Below are 14435 nucleotides of genomic sequence, written 5' to 3' on the forward strand. Positions count from 1 at the left end.
CAACCAGGAGGCCAGACATGCGCAGTGACCTGATGAACAACGTCGAACGAAGCGGTGCGCCCGGTACCTTCGTGCTGCAGAACCAGTGGATGCTCAAGGTCGATCTGGCCGGCACCAGCGGGCACTTCTTCGCCCGACAGGGATCGATGGTCGCCTACCAGGGCGACGTCGACTTCGCTTACCAGGGCAGCGGCGGAATCGGAAAGCTGTTCAAGAAGGCGCTCACCGGCGAGGGCATGCCGCTGATGAAGGTGTCCGGCAGCGGTGACGTCTTCCTCGCCCGCGACGCCGATGTGATCTTCCTCGTCGAACTCGAGGACGAGTCGGTGACGGTCAACGGCGACAACGTGCTCGCGTTCGAGAGTTCGCTGGAGTGGGACATCCAGCGCGTCGAGGGCGCATCGATGCTCAGCGGCGGACTGTTCAACACCACGTTCAGCGGTCGTGGCACGCTCGCGCTGACGGTGTACGGCATGCCCGTCGTTCTGAACGTCGACCGGCCCACCTACGTGGACATGCAGAGCGCGGTCCTGTGGTCCACGTCGTTGAAGTCCGGGATCCGCAAGACCGCAAAGCTCGGCGCGGCGATCGGCCGGGGTTCCGGTGAGGCATACCAGCTGGAACTCACCGGGGACGGAGTCGTGGTGGTGCAGGCGTCGGAAGGGCATCCTCCGATCCCCAAGCAGTGATGCCCGGGGCCCAGCGGCGCGGGGCCGGCCGGTTCTCACCGACCGGCCCCGCGCGTGCGGTCACACGCTCGCGGCCAGCCGGTTCGCGAGCAGCGTGGTGAAGCGGGCCGGGTCGGCGAGTTCGCCGCCCTCCGCGAGCAGCGCCATGCCGTACAGCAGTTCCGCGGTCTCGGCGGCCGCGTCGTCCTCGGGACGTTCCGCCCGGGCCGTGCGCAGCGCCAGCACCAGCGGATGCTCGGGGTTCAGTTCGAGGATCCGCTTCGTGACCGGGACGGGCTGTCCGGAAGCCCGGTACATCCGCTCGAGCGCCGGGGACATGGAGAAGTCGTCGCCGACGATGCAGGCGGGAGAGGTGGTCAGCCGCGTGGACAGGCGCACCGACTTGACCTGCTCGCCAAGGGTTTCGGTCAGCCAGCCCAGCAGGTCCGCGAAGTCCTTCTCCCGTTCCTCGCGGGCGGCCTCGGCGGCTTCCTCGTCCTCCTCCGCGTCGAGGTCCACCTCGCCCTTGGCGACGGACTGGAAGGTCAGGCCCTCGAACTCCGGCACCTGCGAGGTCCACACCTCGTCGACCGGGTCGGTGAGCAGCAGGACCTCGAGCCCCTTGGCCTTGAATGCCTCCAGGTGCGGCGAGTTCTCCAGCAGCTGACGGGATTCGCCGGCCGCGAAGTAGATCTGCTTCTGGCCGTCCTTCATCCGCTCGACGTACTCGGCGAGGGTGGTCTGCTCCTCGTCGCTCGCAGTGGACGCGAACGACGAGATCTGCAGCAGCACATCGCGATTGTCCGCGTCGGCGATCAGACCTTCCTTGAGTGCCCGGCCGAACTCCGCCCACAGCGCACGGTAGTCGTCGGGCCGGGTGGCCTGGATCTCCTTGATCGTGGTGAGCACCTTCTTGGTCAGGCGCCGCCGGATCGCGCGAATCTGCCTGTCCTGCTGCAGGATCTCGCGGGAGACGTTGAGCGAGAGATCCTGGGCGTCGACGACGCCCTTGACGAACCGCAGGTACTCGGGCAGCAGTTCGTCGGCGTCGTCCATGATGAACACCCGCTTGACGTACAGCTGGACGCCGGTCTTGCCGTCGCGCATGAACAGGTCGAACGGCGCGTGCTTCGGGATGAACAGCAGCGCCTGGTACTCGAAGGTGCCCTCCGCCTTCATCGGGATGGTCTCGAGCGGCTCGTCCCAGGCATGGGCGATGTGCCGGTAGAACTCGGTGTACTCCTCCTCGGTGACCTCGTCCTTCGACTTGGCCCACAGTGCCTTCATCGAGTTCAGGGTCTGGGTCTCCACCGTGACCTGCTCGGGTCCGTCGTCGGTGGCCGGCGTTGTGCGGGTGACGTCCATCCGGATCGGCCACGCGATGAAGTCCGAGTACCTCTTGACCAGTTCCTTGATCTTCCACTCGGCGGTGTAGTCGTGGAGGTGGTCCTCGGTGTCGGCGGGCTTGAGGTGCAGCGTCACCGACGTGCCCTGCGGCGCGTCGTCGACGGTCTCGATCGTGTAGGTCGCCTCGCCGCTGGACTCCCAGCGGGTGGCCTGCTCCTGGCCTGCCTTGCGGGTCAGCAGGGTGACCTTGTCGGCGACCATGAACGTCGAGTAGAAGCCGATGCCGAACTGGCCGATCAGTTCCTCGCTGGCGGCCGCGTCCTTGGCCTCCTTCAGCTTTCGGCGCAGTTCGGCGGTGCCGGACTTGGCGAGGGTGCCGATCAGGTCGACGACCTCCTCGCGGGACATGCCGATGCCGTTGTCACGGATCGTCAGGGTGCGGGCGTCCCTGTCGACGGCGATCTCGATGTGCAGGTCGGAGGTGTCCGCGCCCAGGTCCTTGTCCTGGAACGCGGCCAGCCGCAGCTTGTCCAGCGCGTCCGAGGCGTTGGACACGAGCTCCCGCAGGAAGGAGTCCTTGTTCGAGTAGATCGAGTGGACCATCAGGTCCAGCAACTGGCGGGTTTCCGCCTGGAACTCCAGCTGCTCACGTTCTCCGGTGTGCGCGTTCAATCCGATTCCCCTTACGACTGCCGACGGGCACATGTTCGCCGGGATTTTACGCTCAGGACCCGGTCGGCGGACCTACCGCCCGGTAGTGGAACAGGGGGCTCCGAACCCATTGCCTCGGGCATGGGTGGGGAGGAAGGTGAAGGTCGGGGGCAACCGGTGGCGCCGCCGGGGCGCCGCCTCAAGGAAGGGATAGACCGTGTACGCACGTTCAACCACGATCCAGGCGCACCCGTCCTTCATCGACGCCGGCATCAAGCACATGAGCGACACCGTCATGCCCGCACTCGCGGACTACGAGGGCTGCGCGGGGCTCTCCCTCCTCGTCGACCGCGACAGCGGCCGCTGCATCGCCACCAGTTCCTGGATGGACGAGGACGCACTGCGCGCGAGCGAGGGACCGGTCCGCGAACTGCGTGACCGTGCGACCGAGATGTTCCACGGCACCGCCACCGTCGAACGCTGGGACATCGCCGCCCTGCACCGGGACCATCACTCGAGCCGGGGCTCCTGCGTTCGCGTCGCATGGCTCAAGCTCGAGCCCGGTCACATGTCACGTGCGATCGACGTGTTCAAGCTGACGTCGCTTCCGATGATGGAGGACCTCGAGGGGTTCTGCAGCGCCAGCATGATGGTCGACCACGCCGCCGGCCGCGCGGTGGTGTCGGTCACGTTCGACAGCCGCGAGGCGATGGACCGGAACAGGGAGCAGTCGGAGTCGATGCGCGCCGCGGCCACCCGTGAGATGGGCGCGACCGTGCTCGAGGTGTGCGAGTTCGAACTGGCCATCGCGCACCTGCACGTACCCGAGATGGCCTGATCGGCATCTGCCCGCTTGTCGGCCCGAGGGGTTGACAGCGGGCAGGTTTCGGAAAGACACTGAACTAGATGGTTCAGTATCAGCCGCTCGACGCGACGTTCGCGGCACTCTCGGACCCCACCCGGCGCGGGATCCTCGAACGCCTCGACCGATCGGACGCGACGATCACCGAATTGGCGGATGCCTTCGAGATGACCCTCACCGGCATCACGAAGCACGTCCACCTCCTCGAGCAGGCCGGGCTGGTGGTGACGGAGAAGCGGGGCCGGGTACGGCACTGCCGACTCGGGGCCAACCCCCTCGACCTCGAAATCGCGTGGCTCAACCGCCACCGCCGCGCTCTCGCCGGTCGCCTGGACCATCTCGGACAGTTCCTCGACCGTACGGCCGAGCCCAACCACGAGGAGTAGTCATGACCAGCACCCATCACGCCGCCGTCACCACGTCCGGCGACCGCGACTGCCGCGTCGAGCGGGTCTTCGACGCGCCCCGCGCCCGCGTCTGGGCCGCCTACACCGAACCGGACCTGATCGCGCAGTGGTGGGGTCGCGGCAACCCCCTCGACGTGGAGAAATGGGAACTCGAGGTCGGCGGACACTGGCGATTCGTCGAGCACCACGAGGGCGGCAGCGACGGCTTCGAGGGCCGGTTCCGCGAGGTCGTCCCGCAGGAACGGCTCGTGTACTCCTTCGAGTGGGACGGCATGCCCACCCACGCGTCCATCGACGCCGTCGACTTCGTGGATCTCGGCGACGGGCGCACGAAGATCGTCGTCGAATCGCTGTTCCTCACCGCCGAGGACCGCGACGGCATGCTCGGGTCCGGCATGGAGGCGGGCATGAACGCCAGCTACGCGGCCCTCGACGCGCTGCTGGCGCGGACGGCTTAGTTCACGCGCAGCGCGCGGCGCAGCCGTTCCGCGGTCGCGCGGTCGTAGGCGACCAGAAGGACCCGCTCGACACCGGTGTCCGCGCCGGTGACGGCGGCGACGGCCTGCCGGACCGCGTCCTCGAGCGGCCACCCGTAGGCGCCCGAGGAGATCAGCGGGAACGCGACGCTGCCGGCCCCGAGGGTGTCCGCGACCGCGAGGCTGCGGGTGTACGCGGCCCGCAGCAACGCCGAGCGGTCCTCGTGGCCGGAGTACCGCGGACCGACGGTGTGGATCACGGCCTGCGCAGGCAGGTTTCCCGCGGTGGTCGCCACCGCGGCGCCGACCGGGAGACCGTCGGGCAGGGTGGTGGCACGCAACTGCCGGCACTCGGCCAGGATCCGCGGCCCGCCGGCGCGGTGGATCGCGCCGTCGACGCCCCCGCCGCCGAGCAGGGTCGAGTTGGCGGCGTTGACGATCGCGTCCGCCGGCACCGCGGTGATGTCGCCCTCGACCACCTCGATCACCGGCCCGGACCGCCGCGCCGGCCCGCCGGCGACCGTCTCCTCGGTCATCCGCACCAGGTCTGCCGCGGTGTAACCGGGCCAGCCGTGCAGGATGCGGCGCCACCGGTCCGGGACGGCGGAGGCACCCCACCGCGCGCCGAGCAGACCACCGGCGATGGCGGCCGTGGTGTCGGTGTCGCCGCCGGCCCGCACCGCCGCTTCCAGGGCGCGCGGGAGGTGGTCGGGGGCCGCGGGGTCGGTGGAGGTGATCGCCCACCACGCGGTCTGCAGGGCGTGCACCACCCACCCGTTCTTGGAAAAGTCTGCAGGACTGCCCGTTTCGGACATATCGAGCAGCGAACCCCACTCGGCGGCCACCTCGGCCGGCGCGGTCTTCAGGTAGCCACGGACGCCGTCGAAGCTGCCGTGCAGGACGGCGTGCCGGATGGCGTGCGTCCACATCCGGCACGCTTCGATCGCCTGCGGGTCGTCGTGGGTCAGCGCCGCGACGGCGGCCGCCGCGTCGACGCAGCCCCGCTCGTCGCCGAGGTGGGCCAAGGCGACGGGGGCGGTGCGCATCAGGGAACCGTTGCCGCCCTTGCGTCCGGGGATCGCCCGGGCCCGGGCGCGCATGGCGTCCGCGCTGCCCGGCCGCGCCGACAGCACGGCGCGGGTCTGGTTCCCGACGTCCGGGGGATTCGAGTCGAACCAGGCGACGAACCGCGCGGCGACCGCGTCCAGCCCGGTGCCGCGGCCGATGTCCGCTCCGGTGGCGGCGACCTCGGCGATCGCGACCGCCATCGCGGTGTCGTCGGTCCACTCTCCCGGCGCCCAGGCGAATGTGCCACCGCCGATCATGTCGATCGGCGTCCCCGGAGCCGGATGGGTGAACTCGTATCCGGCGCCGAGTGCGTCGCCCGCGGCGGTGCCGAGCAGAACGCCCGCCGCGCGATCGGCCTGCTGCGTTGTCAGGTTCATGCCATCCCCTAGCCGTACCGAATAAATCAATATTGATCTAACCCTAGGTCACGGTCGCGCATGCCCGCAAGCACCCGCGCCGGGACCGGCTATTCAGTTAACCGATTGCGACACCAACCCCCGTGCCACGTGGTAGAACACGTTACAAATTCGTCGGCCGATCCGCCCGACGTCACCACCGAAGGACCTCGATGCACTGGTACACCGGTAACACCGTCTACGACACCGTCCTGACCGCCGCGTTCGCGTTCGCCGCGTTCGTGATCATCGGCGGCTTCTTCGCCCAGAGTTCGTACGGGCGGTTCTCGTCGACCAACCTCGGGTTCAACCTCAACCCCAAGCTCGGCTGGTGGTTGATGGAGATCCCCGCGACCGTGGTGTTCCTGGTCTTCTACCTGACCGGGCCGAACCGGTTCGAGCCGGCGTCCCTTGTCCTCGCCGGAATCTGGTTGCTGCACTACGCGAACCGCGGCTGGTTCTTCCCGCTCGCCATCCGTCAGGTGCCCGGCAAGCGCAGCACCTTCAATGTCTCGGTGATCGTGATGGGCATGCTGGTGACTGCCATGCACGGGTACCTCAACGGCGCACTCTTCAGCCACGACTACTTCGGGCAGTACACCACCGACTGGCTGACCGACCCCCGGTTCCTGATCGGTCTCGCCGTCTACCTGTGCGGCTTCGCACTGCTGGTCAGCTCCGAGTCGATCGTGCGCAACCTGCGCGACAGACACAATCCCGGAGCCGCCGAGTACCGGGTCCCGTTCGGCGGCGGTTTCCGCTACGTCACCAGCCCCGCCTACCTCGGCGAGCTGATCGCCTGGTCCGGGTTCGCGCTGCTGACCTGGGCACTACCCGGGGTCGTCATCCTGCTCATCACCGCGGGCAACCTGATCCCCCGGGCACTGGCCACCCACCGGTGGTACCAGGAGAAGTTCACCGACTACCCCACCGACCGCAAGGCCCTCGTCCCCTACCTGGTGTGACGGGCGCCCCGCGTTCGGTCACCCCTGCAGCTCCGGCTGCGGACGAACGGTGAGGATCTGCTGGGCACATCCGACGGGTCCACGAACGTCGTGCAGGACCGTACTCGTGAGCCCCTGCCCGGTCCGCCCGAAGGTCACGCCGGTGTCGAGCCCCGTCCACCGCCCCTCCGGCTGGCGGTACAGGTGGATGGTCAGGTCCATGTTGGGGAACATCCAGTCCGCGGGATCCTGCCGGACGGCGATGCCGTTGGCGGTGTCGACCAGCGCGATGTAGGACGCCAGGTCACTCGCCTTCTCGCCGGCGACGAGATCCATGGGCGTGGACACCCACGCGGCGGCGCGCCCGGGCCGCGGTTCCCCGACCGCCCGGGTGTCGATCGAGGCGATGTAGCCCCCCTTCCACACCGAGGTGAGCGACCACACGGGCAGCGATTCGGGCGCCGGAAGCGGTTCCGGTTCACCGCCCGCCACCTCCGCGATGTCCTGGGCGGACAGGAACCATGCCCGGACCGCCAGCACGGAGCGGCCGCCGATGTCCACCGTCGCCTGGACGAGCTCGACCGTGCGGCCCGGCCGGACGACATCCACACGAATGTCGAACTCCTCGAAGCCGATACGCCCGAGAATGTCGAAGCTGACGCGGCTCATCAGCAGGTCCGGCCGCGCCTGCTGCGCCCGCACCCTCTCGATCTCGTGCACGACCAGCCCGGCAAGGGGGCTGACGTGCTGTTCGTCGTCCGCCCAGGCCCCGCCCGCGTGCACGGTCGGCACGAAACGGTGGGCACCGACGCGCTCGAAATAGCTGGACCCGGGTCCTGTCGAATCGGTCACCGAGATCCCCTTCCGGTAAGTGGCTGCGATCCGGGCCGAACGTCCGGTCGGGTGTCGACCCATCCGCAATTTCTCGACCATGGGGTCGAACTCTAGCCTATCGGGTCGATAGAACGTCCCGACGGACGACAACCGGGAACGACGAGTCCCAGCGAGAAGCGCACCGATGCGGCCTCGGGAGCGCGTCACCCACCCGGCCCCCGATGGCGTTCGCCGAGGATTGGCCCAGCACTCCCCCGGCTATGATCGGGCGGTGACTTCGACCGTGGACGCGCACGCCACCGCTCCGGGAGGGCGGGTGGCGCGCCGACGCGACCGGCGCAAGGCGGAGATGATCGCCGCCGCCCTGCAGATCCTGTCCGGCAGCGGCTATCAGGGCATGCGCTTCGAGGACGTGGCCGAGCGCACCGACATCGCGAAAGCCACTCTCTACCACTACTTTCCGAGCAAAGACGCCCTGGTCTCCGCGGCACTCGAGAAGCTCACCACCGATGTCCTGACGCGCCTCGGCGAGGCACTCGAAGCCGCGGCCGGCCGCACCGAGACCGACCGGCTGCGCGCGCTCGTCACCGAGCAGCTGCACATTCTGACCGTGCTCTACCCCGAGGTCGGCAAGCTGTTCTCCTTCCCCGCGCCCTGGCCGAGCGAGCACATCGAGGCAATCAAGACGATGCGGCACCGCCACGACCAGATCTTCCGCGACGTGGTCGACCGTGGACTGGAGGCGGGCGAGTTCGACTGCCCGGACCCGTCGGTGGCGCTGCACTGCCTGCACGGCATCCTCAACCATGCGTCGATCTGGCTTCGCCCGGACGCCGACCCGGACGGCCGGATCGGCGACGCCGTCGTCGACGAGGCGCTGCGCCTGTTCGTCCGCGCCTGAACCATCACCCGCACCCGAACCACCAACAGCAGGGGCACCCCGGTGCCCACTCCCGCCCCGTTCAGCCCTTCGGCAACTTTCTCGACCCTAGGGTTGAATAACCGAACTACCGGACGGTAACGTGCGCCGACAGAGAGGCAGCGCCGACCGGAGGAAGCAACATGAGTACGACGTCCGAGGCACTGAACGAGCGGGTGGAGTGGGCGCTGGAGGGACGCGTCGCACGGATCACCCTGATCCGGGAGTCGGGCAATGCGCTGGACATGGCTGCGGCACAAGCGATTCGAGAGGCCGCCGGGCGCATCGCACGCGGAGCCGACGAGGGCACCGTCCGGGTCGCGGTGATCGGGGCGCGTGGCGCGACGTTCTGCGTCGAGCCGCGACCTGGCCGCCCAACTGGACGACGAGGCGAGGACCGTCGCGGCGCTGTTCAGCGGTGAAGACGGCACCGAGGGCGCAAACGCCTTCCTCGCCAAGCGAACCCCGTCGTTTCGGTGACTCCTCCGGGCGTCAGTCCTCGAGGGCGACGCCCCGTCGCTCCGGCAACACCAGCGCGGCTCCGGCGGCCAGCACGAAGGCCACGGCGAACACGGTGAACACCAGCGCGTTCCCGCCGGCGTCGAGCAGCCACGGCACCATGAGCGGTGACAGGATCGAGGCGATCCGACCGAACGCTGCGGCCGCTCCGGTGCCCGAGCCGCGGACCGGCGTCGGGTAGAGCTCCGGCCCGATCGCGTACAGGGCGCCCCAGGCGCCGAGGTTGAAGAACGACAACGCCATCCCCGCCGCAACGATCTGGGTGGGCGTGTCCGCCAGTCCGAAGAGTCCGGCCGACACCGCGGAGCCGGCGAGGAAGGTCGCCAGGGTGCTGCGTCGGCCCCATGCCTCGATCAGCCACGCCGCGACCGCGTATCCGGGGAGCTGCGCGAGGGTGATGACGAGCGTGTACTGGAACGACTTGACCAGATCGAATCCCTGGTTGACCAGCAGGCTCGGCAACCAGATGAACGCGCCGTAGTAGGACAGGTTGACGCAGAACCAGATCGCCCACAGTGCGGTCGTGCGGCGCCGGAGCCGGGCCGACCAGATCGACTCGCGCACCGGTGTTTCCGTCGGTTCCGCGGGTTCGGGCGGTTGCGAGGTGTCCGGCGGTTGCGACGCGTCCGGCACGGTTGCGGAGACCGGCGCCTCGACGCCGGCCGCGGCTTCGAAGTCCCGGACCGCGACCTCCGCCTCGGCGTCCCGGCCGCGACTCTCGAGGAACCGCACCGATTCGGGCAGCCCGAGCCGGACCACCACCGCATAGGCCGTCGGCACCAGGCCGACCGCCAGCGCCCACCGCCACCCGTCGTCGCCGAGCGGCACCACGAAGTAGCCGATCAGCGCGGCAAGCACCCAGCCGACCGCCCAGAACGCCTCCAGCGCAACGACCATGCGGCCGCGCAGTTTTCGCGGCGCGTACTCGCTGACCAACGTCGACGCGACCGGCAGTTCGGCACCGAGACCGAGTCCGACGACGAACCGCAGGGCCATCAGGACCGCCACCGACCCGGCCAGTGCGGCGGCGCCGGTTGCCAGCCCGTAGACGAACAGCGTCGCCGCGAACACCTGGCGCCGGCCCAGCCGGTCCGCGAGCAGGCCACCGAGGCTCGCCCCGACCGCCATGCCGACGAACCCGATCGACCCGATCCAGGAGAGCTGCGTGTTGCTCAGATTCCACTGCACCGCCAACGCGGCCATCACGAACGAGATCAGGCCGACGTCCATGGCGTCGAGTGCCCACCCGATCCCCGACCCGACGAGCAACCGGCCGTGGCGGCGGGTGAAGGGCAGCTCGTCGAGACGCTCGCTGCGGGACTTCGCGCCGGGTGTGCTCGGGTCGGTGTTCATCGGGTCACGCCGATCTCGTCGATCCCGCATTCCGTTCGGTGGCGGCGTCTGTCGCCGCGTGCGCGACAAGGGCATTCGGCCATGCCGTCAGCGTACGGCCCGGCGCTACCGCTGCCGGTCCGGGTCCGTCCCGAACACCGAGAAGGTGGCGTAGTAGCGGTCGGGGTCCGGATCGGGACCCGGATCGGGACCCGGTGCACCCCGCCCCTCCAGCCGGGCGAGGACCCGGGCCACGCGGCGGTCGGTGAGCAGCTGCTCCCGGAGCGGTTCGGCGGCGGCCACGGCCTCCGCCTGCGCGGCGGCGTGCACCTCGACGATCAGCCGGGCGAGCCGATCGGCGCCCAGGTGCAGTGCATCCGGGTGGATGTCCAACGCCGACATCCTGCCGTCCACCCCGGCTTCGACACGCACCGCGCCGTCCGGAGCGTGCGCTCGCCCGCGCACCCGCTCGACGGCCTGCTGCACCCGGCTCGCCGTCACGGCCAGCTCCGCCAACTCGCCGTCGGGTGACGGGGACACCATGCCGGTCACCGCCGTTCGATGACGTCGGGACCGGCCACGGGGCCGGGCTGCGCCCCGTCCGTCCGTGGGAAACACGGCGAGACGACGGCGACCGCCAGGTCTCCGCGCGAATTGACGTCGGCGGTGAGCCGGAACCCGTCGGGGGACTCGCCGTTGACGCCGCGGGTGTCGGTGCGGGACCGGTCCGTCATGGGCCATCCCCGGTCGGTCCACAACCGCACCAGGATGTCGTGGTAGCTGTTCGCCTCACCTCGGGGAACCCCGCTCACCCAGTACGTGGCGGTGAGGAACAACGGCCCGTCCCTGACGGTGTTGGAGTCGTCGCAGGGGATGGTGTGCGCCGGCCCGAAGGTTCCGGTGCTCAGCTCGGGGTGCGCCCGGGTCAACGACGTCCCCGGGGGCAGCGCCGCGAGCGTGTCGTCAAGGTGCGCGAAGAGCCGCTGCTGCGCGACCTCCCGGGTCAGTGCGGTCTCCACCGCGTCCTCCGTCCTGTCGTTGCCTCCGCACCCGGTGACCAGCGCCAGCGCAAGCGCCGTCACCGCGAGCACGGCCCCGGCTCGCAGCCGATGTGTGGTCATGGTTCCTGCCCCACGATGATCCGTCCCATCGCTTCGAGCGACGGGTTGCCGCTGTCCCAGTAGTCGCTGTGGCTGCCCGGGTCGATGCCGATGTCCCCGAGGATCGGCAGATGCCACGGGGTGCCGGGATCGCCCTCGAACACCTGCGCGCCGAACGCGTCGCGCGCGGGATTCGGCCCATGCGCCGCGTTCCCGAACATGTCCCCGATCAGGGGCACCGGGTCGCCCTTCGCCGCGGTGACGTACACCCTGGCATGGTTGCCGGCCGGGTCGACGCCGTCGAGCCGTAGGTGGTCGACGTCCGGCACGGTGACACCCGGACTGCCGACGAACACGAGTTCGTCTACGCCCAGCGAACTTCCGTACGCGGCGGCGGTGCCGATGACGGTGGTGCCGTAACTGTGCCCGATCACCACGGCATGTGCGGGCGGACCGTCGTGTGCGGCCCGCAGCCCGTCCTGGAACGCGTCCAGACGCGGCGCCCCGGCATCGGCGAAACTTCGCAGGGCGGCGTCGCGCACGATGCTCTGCGGCGCGTTGTAGCCGTGCCAGGTGATCACGGCTGTCGCCGCGGGATCCGCCAGGTTCGCGGCGTCGAGCATGCTCTGGGAGCGCTCGACGTCGCCACCGATACCCGACAGTGTCGATCCGGTTCCGGGCACGAAGGTCGCGACGTTCACCGCGGTGTCCGGGTTGTTCACGGCGATCGCCGCTCGCCCCTCGTCGTCGATACCCAGCAGGTAGAGCGTGCCACCGCCCGCCTCGATCTGTCGGGCGACGGCGTCGTAACCGGCGACCTCGTCCGCCACGCCGTCCCGCGACTCGCACCAGTCCTCGTACTCGCGCCGGCGCAGCTGCGTCGGCTCGTCGACCACTCCCTCGTCCGGCGGCACGTCCTCGCCGCGCGCCCAGTCCGGGTGCCGCCGGTCCAGGTCGTCGAGCCGGGCCCGGGCGCCTTCACGCAGGTCGTCGAGGTGGATCGAGTTGTAGTGGTGCTTGTCGACGGCGGGCAGGCCGTCCCGGTTGCCGATCGCCGGGTCGAGGGCGAACAGTGCGTCCTTCTCGGCGGGTGTCAGCGTCGCCCAGAGGTCCCGCAGGGCCCGCGGCTGGTCGGGCAGGGCGGCGCGGCCGTCGAGGATCGCGGCGATCCGGGTACCCGGCGCCGCGCCCGGGGCGGGGTCGAGCGCGGCGAGCGCCGTGGCGAGAGCGGCGGCGGCGCGGAGGTCGGCCTCGCCGGCTGCGTCCAGCGCCGGGACCAGCCGGGACTCGAGCACCCCGGCCTGCTCCCGGAGCTGCGCCAGGAACAGCAGATCGAGCACGGGGACGCCACTGGCGAAGGCCGGGGCGGTGACCCGCCCGTCGTCCGCGACCGCGAAGCCGGCGATCGCCGCGTCGTCCGCGATCGCGAGGGCCGTCGCAGCCGCCGGTCCGAGCGCGCCCGCCGCATCGGTGAGGGCGTCGGCGACAGCCCGCACGGCGGTTCCGGTGTGATCGCCCACCTCTCGTGCCGCGAGCACGTGTGCCGTCGCCGCCGTCGCCGCCGATCCCGACCAGTGGGTCGTGGCGGCGTCGACACGGCGCCGCAGCGACGCCACGGTGTCGTCGAACTCGCGGTTCACCCTCTCGATCCGGCCACCGGCGACAGCGAGGGCACCGGGTTGCCAGCGGCGCAGCTGCGTCAGCGTGGCGGCCACCGCTACGGGCCCGTTCCGCTCAGCCGGTCCCGCAGTGCCCCATCCGCGGCCTCGTACCCGGCGGCGGTGTCGTCGGCAGTGGCCGCCATCGTCCGCATCCTGTCGGCGGTGCGCCGGTATCCGGCGAGGATCGGATCGGCCGCGCGGGCGAGGACCGCCCCGACCGCGGAGTCGGGCATCGCGGCGGCGGCATCGGCGCAGGACCTGGACGGGTCGAGGCCGACGACGGTGTCCGCGTCCGCCCGCAACGATGCCGCCAGCGCACGCAACGCCGCCACCTCGGCCACAAGAATTTCCCCCACGATCCCCCCGATCGCCCACCCCAGTGTCCGAAGGGTAGCAACCGGTTGTGGGGGTGGGGCGCGACTACGCGGCCTCGGCGACGGCCTTCAGCTTCGCGAGGCCCCTCTCGAAGTCCTTGCCGACCATCTTGTCCATGCTCATCACGAACCCGAACGCCTTGAAGAACCACGATTTCGGGCCGGCCATCTGCCACCGGACGGTGGTTCCACGAGGAAGGTTTCGGCGGCCATGCGGAGAGTCAAACCCATTCCGACGCGGCCGTCCGGCGACGACACGACGACGGATTCCTGCACAGAGTGGACCGGCCGGTCTGGACGTCCGTTCATGAATACCCGCTGGTCGGGTACTCGCGAGTATTAAGGATCATCATTTACGCTCGCGTTGCGTCGTGTCGCCCCTCCGCGAGCGGCGAAGGCTCGCCGGCCCACCCTCCCCCTCCTGGGTCGGCGGGCCGTCCCTCGGCCCAAGGAGGAGTGTTGATGAGAATTCCGTTGTGGATCGGCGGTCCCGTGCTGATCGCCCTGTCGGCAGCCGACGCGGCGCTCGAACTTCAGGCCCGGACCGTCCGCGGCCTGACCCGGACGGTGATCCGCACCATGAGCGCGGACGCACCCGTCCAACTGATCACTCCGGAATCGGACGCGGGCCGCGCCTCCCGAACGGCCTGACCCGACGGCCTAGTCGGCGGCGTCTTCCTTCAGCGTGTACGCGACGAGTGCGTTCGCGTGGCCGTGACCGAGCCCGTGTTCGGCCTTGAGCCAGTTCACCAGCTCCATGTGCTTGGTCAGGTCGCTGGCCCGGATCAACGCCTGCCATTCACCGATCGGACGCCCGTACTTCTCCTCGATCGACGGGAAATACGACGCGGGTCCCTTCACCTGCTCGCTCATGGTCG

17 protein-coding genes and 2 pseudogenes are annotated in these 14435 nt (G+C 69.9%); 8 read left to right on the plus strand and 11 right to left on the minus strand.

What is annotated here, in order from left to right; all coding sequences use genetic code 11:
* The first annotated feature begins 17 nt into the window (after positions 1-17).
* Positions 18-689 carry an AIM24 family protein gene (locus ACWDUM_RS01935; RefSeq protein WP_450132674.1) on the plus strand — a complete coding sequence of 224 codons (672 nt, stop codon included), beginning with the start codon at positions 18-20 and terminating at the stop codon, positions 687-689.
* A gap of 60 nt (positions 690-749) precedes the next feature.
* On the opposite strand, the gene htpG is transcribed toward ACWDUM_RS01935, so the two are convergent.
* Positions 750-2687, minus strand: a complete 1938-nt coding sequence (gene htpG, locus ACWDUM_RS01940) for a molecular chaperone HtpG (RefSeq protein ID WP_450132675.1) — start codon at positions 2685-2687, stop codon at positions 750-752.
* Between the two features lie 196 nt (positions 2688-2883).
* Between htpG and ACWDUM_RS01945 the strand changes: the two genes are divergently transcribed.
* From ACWDUM_RS01945 to ACWDUM_RS01955, 3 genes are all read left to right on the plus strand, one after another.
* Positions 2884-3504 (plus strand): hypothetical protein, encoded by a 621-nt coding sequence (locus tag ACWDUM_RS01945; protein WP_450112933.1) that lies wholly within the window; start codon positions 2884-2886, stop codon positions 3502-3504.
* Between the two features lie 68 nt (positions 3505-3572).
* Positions 3573-3914: an ArsR/SmtB family transcription factor gene (locus tag ACWDUM_RS01950; protein WP_450112932.1), complete on the plus strand. Its 342-nt coding sequence runs from the start codon at positions 3573-3575 to the stop codon at positions 3912-3914.
* Between the two features lie 2 nt (positions 3915-3916).
* Entirely contained in the window at positions 3917-4393 is a 477-nt protein-coding gene (locus ACWDUM_RS01955) for an SRPBCC family protein (RefSeq protein WP_450132676.1), read from the plus strand.
* Here the strand turns inward: ACWDUM_RS01955 and ACWDUM_RS01960 are convergent.
* On the minus strand, positions 4390-4947 hold the full coding sequence (locus tag ACWDUM_RS01960) for an O-acetyl-ADP-ribose deacetylase (protein WP_450133313.1): 558 nt from the start codon (positions 4945-4947) through the stop codon (positions 4390-4392). The genes ACWDUM_RS01955 and ACWDUM_RS01960 overlap by 4 nt on opposite strands.
* A 66-nt stretch (positions 4948-5013) precedes the next feature.
* Positions 5014-5856, minus strand: a pseudogene (locus ACWDUM_RS01965) (ADP-ribosylglycohydrolase family protein); the annotation flags it as partial.
* 191 nt (positions 5857-6047) lie between these two features.
* On the opposite strand from ACWDUM_RS01965, the gene ACWDUM_RS01970 reads away from it, so the two are divergent.
* Complete coding sequence (locus ACWDUM_RS01970) at positions 6048-6839, plus strand: 3-oxo-5-alpha-steroid 4-dehydrogenase (RefSeq protein WP_450112929.1); 792 nt, start codon at positions 6048-6050, stop codon at positions 6837-6839.
* 18 nt (positions 6840-6857) lie between these two features.
* Here ACWDUM_RS01970 and ACWDUM_RS01975 read toward each other — a convergent pair whose 3' ends face one another.
* On the minus strand, positions 6858-7670 hold the full coding sequence (locus ACWDUM_RS01975; RefSeq protein ID WP_450132677.1) for a thioesterase family protein: 813 nt from the start codon (positions 7668-7670) through the stop codon (positions 6858-6860).
* Positions 7671-7923: 253 nt separating this feature from the next.
* Between ACWDUM_RS01975 and ACWDUM_RS01980 the strand changes: the two genes are divergently transcribed.
* Positions 7924-8553, plus strand: coding sequence for a TetR/AcrR family transcriptional regulator (locus ACWDUM_RS01980; protein WP_450112927.1), 630 nt, complete (start codon positions 7924-7926; stop codon positions 8551-8553).
* Positions 8554-8714: 161 nt separating this feature from the next.
* Positions 8715-8993 carry a hypothetical protein gene (locus ACWDUM_RS01985; RefSeq protein WP_450132678.1) on the plus strand — a complete coding sequence of 93 codons (279 nt, stop codon included), beginning with the start codon at positions 8715-8717 and terminating at the stop codon, positions 8991-8993.
* Between the two features lie 70 nt (positions 8994-9063).
* Here the strand turns inward: ACWDUM_RS01985 and ACWDUM_RS01990 are convergent, their stop codons facing one another.
* The 6 genes and pseudogenes from ACWDUM_RS01990 to ACWDUM_RS02015 all read right to left on the minus strand — a co-directional run.
* The gene (locus ACWDUM_RS01990) at positions 9064-10443 is read right to left on the minus strand and encodes an MFS transporter (protein WP_450132679.1); all 1380 of its coding nucleotides are present in this window, start codon (positions 10441-10443) and stop codon (positions 9064-9066) included.
* A gap of 105 nt (positions 10444-10548) precedes the next feature.
* Complete coding sequence (locus ACWDUM_RS01995) at positions 10549-10965, minus strand: YbaB/EbfC family nucleoid-associated protein (RefSeq protein WP_450132680.1); 417 nt, start codon at positions 10963-10965, stop codon at positions 10549-10551.
* 5 nt (positions 10966-10970) lie between these two features.
* Entirely contained in the window at positions 10971-11543 is a 573-nt protein-coding gene (locus ACWDUM_RS02000; protein WP_450132681.1) for a hypothetical protein, read from the minus strand.
* Positions 11540-13237: an alpha/beta hydrolase gene (locus ACWDUM_RS02005; RefSeq protein ID WP_450132682.1), complete on the minus strand. Its 1698-nt coding sequence runs from the start codon at positions 13235-13237 to the stop codon at positions 11540-11542. Before ACWDUM_RS02005 ends, ACWDUM_RS02000 begins: the two co-directional genes overlap by 4 nt.
* 2 nt (positions 13238-13239) lie before the next feature.
* Positions 13240-13539 carry a hypothetical protein gene (locus ACWDUM_RS02010; RefSeq protein ID WP_450132683.1) on the minus strand — a complete coding sequence of 100 codons (300 nt, stop codon included), beginning with the start codon at positions 13537-13539 and terminating at the stop codon, positions 13240-13242.
* A 64-nt stretch (positions 13540-13603) separates the two neighbouring features.
* Positions 13604-13747 (minus strand): annotated as a pseudogene (locus ACWDUM_RS02015) (SRPBCC family protein); the annotation flags it as partial.
* 272 nt (positions 13748-14019) lie between these two features.
* Between ACWDUM_RS02015 and ACWDUM_RS02020 the strand changes: the two are divergent.
* Positions 14020-14208 (plus strand): hypothetical protein, encoded by a 189-nt coding sequence (locus tag ACWDUM_RS02020; protein WP_450112920.1) that lies wholly within the window; start codon positions 14020-14022, stop codon positions 14206-14208.
* A 9-nt stretch (positions 14209-14217) separates the two neighbouring features.
* On the opposite strand, the gene ACWDUM_RS02025 is transcribed toward ACWDUM_RS02020, so the two are convergent.
* Positions 14218-14430, minus strand: a complete 213-nt coding sequence (locus ACWDUM_RS02025) for a DUF4287 domain-containing protein (protein ID WP_450132684.1) — start codon at positions 14428-14430, stop codon at positions 14218-14220.
* Positions 14431-14435 lie beyond the last annotated feature (5 nt).

It is taken from the genome of Rhodococcus sp. NPDC003322, from assembly GCF_053589555.1.

Excerpts from the sequence above, each read along its gene's own strand:
- ACWDUM_RS01935 (WP_450132674.1), top strand. The coding sequence starts at position 18 with ATGCGCAGTGACCTGATGAACAACGTCGAACGAAGCGGTGCGCCCGGT.
- ACWDUM_RS01950 (WP_450112932.1), top strand. The coding sequence starts at position 3,573 with ATGGTTCAGTATCAGCCGCTCGACGCGACGTTCGCGGCACTCTCGGAC.
- ACWDUM_RS01955 (WP_450132676.1), top strand. The coding sequence starts at position 3,917 with ATGACCAGCACCCATCACGCCGCCGTCACCACGTCCGGCGACCGCGAC.
- ACWDUM_RS01960 (WP_450133313.1), bottom strand. The coding sequence starts at position 4,947 with ATGACCGAGGAGACGGTCGCCGGCGGGCCGGCGCGGCGGTCCGGGCCG.
- ACWDUM_RS01970 (WP_450112929.1), top strand. The coding sequence starts at position 6,048 with ATGCACTGGTACACCGGTAACACCGTCTACGACACCGTCCTGACCGCC.
- ACWDUM_RS01985 (WP_450132678.1), top strand. The coding sequence starts at position 8,715 with ATGAGTACGACGTCCGAGGCACTGAACGAGCGGGTGGAGTGGGCGCTG.
- ACWDUM_RS01990 (WP_450132679.1), bottom strand. The coding sequence starts at position 10,443 with ATGAACACCGACCCGAGCACACCCGGCGCGAAGTCCCGCAGCGAGCGT.
- ACWDUM_RS01995 (WP_450132680.1), bottom strand. The coding sequence starts at position 10,965 with ATGGTGTCCCCGTCACCCGACGGCGAGTTGGCGGAGCTGGCCGTGACG.
- ACWDUM_RS02000 (WP_450132681.1), bottom strand. The coding sequence starts at position 11,543 with ATGACCACACATCGGCTGCGAGCCGGGGCCGTGCTCGCGGTGACGGCG.
- ACWDUM_RS02020 (WP_450112920.1), top strand. The coding sequence starts at position 14,020 with ATGAGAATTCCGTTGTGGATCGGCGGTCCCGTGCTGATCGCCCTGTCG.
- ACWDUM_RS02025 (WP_450132684.1), bottom strand. The coding sequence starts at position 14,430 with ATGAGCGAGCAGGTGAAGGGACCCGCGTCGTATTTCCCGTCGATCGAG.